Here is a 1,501-nt window from a genome sequence, read left to right on the forward strand (position 1 = left end):
CTGACATAAGACAATTAATAAGCTCTATCACCCTTTACGAATTAAATAAGTAAAGGGCTTGTGATCGATTTGCTGTTGTAATAGCTCATGATCCATATAGCGACAAAAACCAGGGATGTCACGCACACTGGCTGGGTCATCAGCGATGACATACAATATATCACCTGAGTTGAGTTCACGCATTGCTTTACGAATCAGCATGATCGGCTCTGGACAACGTAAACCTAATGTGTTTAATTCTTGCTTAATAGGTAACTCTTGATTAGACATAATCTACTATTTTAATAATAACGTTTGTAAATAATGAGGAACAGCATCATCGGAATTGGCGCCAATAACTTCTATATTAGGGAGATGATCTTTTACGATTTGCGGTGCATTCTTCATTACACAACCTTTCCCCACCGTCGTTAACATTTCATAATCATTCATCCCATCGCCAAAAGCAATACACTGTTCAAGTTTATAGCCTAATTTATTAACAATATAAGCTAACGCACTTCCTTTATTGACACCTGCCGCCATGATTTCTAAGCAATTTAAGGTTGAGAAAGCAATACTGATTTTATCACCAAATAGATCGACAAGCTGATGTTGGATGGCAATTAATTCTTGATTATACTTATCATCACTGGTAGTAAAATAAATTTTAGCAATATCATTTACTGGACAGTTCATTGGTTCAAATAATTGATAGGTGAAATTGCTTTCCTGAAAAAAAGATAAAGAGTAACTATCTTCTTTATTAATTAACCAATTGTCACCACAATAAACATGCGTATATACATAAGGATTATCTTGTGCAATGCTAACAATAGCTGGCACAATATCTGTTGCTATATTTTTACTTAAAATTAATTCACCTTTGCTATTATGTACTCTTGCGCCATTAGAGGTAATCATATACGCATCAATGTCCATATTTTCACGCATTTGTTCCACATCAATATGATGACGACCTGTAGCAAAAATAAAGTGAATATCGCGTTGTCTTAATGCTTGTAAAACCTGCTTAGTAAAGGCGGATAATTGATGCTCTGAATTAAGCAAAGTGCCATCTAAATCTGATGCAACGATGTGATACATAACGCTCCCTAATCTTATTCAATTGTCATTAATTTATCTCGAATAGTCGCACTATATCATACATCAGCCATAACAAACGTACAAATAATCAACGCCTACCTCATTTTGTGGTATGTCCTTATCTTTTTAGTACCAAAAAGATAAGGACATAGCCTCATTTTATATTCCATTGATGACGGGTAATTTAAAGACAAATAAAACCTCTTGTCATTAAACCAATCCACATAGAGATTAAATTATGGTCTAAACTGTTCAAGTGAATCAAAAATCGTGTTTAATACCAATTGAGTTTTCACTACTTTAAATGCCGCTTCAGCAACTGCATTATTATAGGGATATTCCTTATGGCTTAATGAACGCTAAATGCCAAATATCAAATTTTCTCTTTTTTCCTGAGCTATTTACTATTTAAGGG

The 1,501-nt window shown here is 34.0% G+C and carries 2 protein-coding genes; both read right to left on the minus strand.

Annotated elements, in window-relative coordinates:
- Window positions 1-27 precede the first annotated feature (27 nt).
- Window positions 28-270, minus strand: a complete 243-nt coding sequence (tusA, locus tag O970_RS08715; protein ID WP_133459317.1) for a sulfurtransferase TusA — start codon at window positions 268-270, stop codon at window positions 28-30.
- A gap of 6 nt (window positions 271-276) precedes the next feature.
- Complete coding sequence (locus O970_RS08720) at window positions 277-1,086, minus strand: Cof-type HAD-IIB family hydrolase (RefSeq protein WP_133459318.1); 810 nt, start codon at window positions 1,084-1,086, stop codon at window positions 277-279.
- Window positions 1,087-1,501: the final 415 nt, after the last annotated feature.

The organism is Candidatus Schmidhempelia bombi str. Bimp (assembly GCF_000471645.3).
Classification (GTDB): domain Bacteria; phylum Pseudomonadota; class Gammaproteobacteria; order Enterobacterales; family Orbaceae; genus Utexia; species Utexia bombi.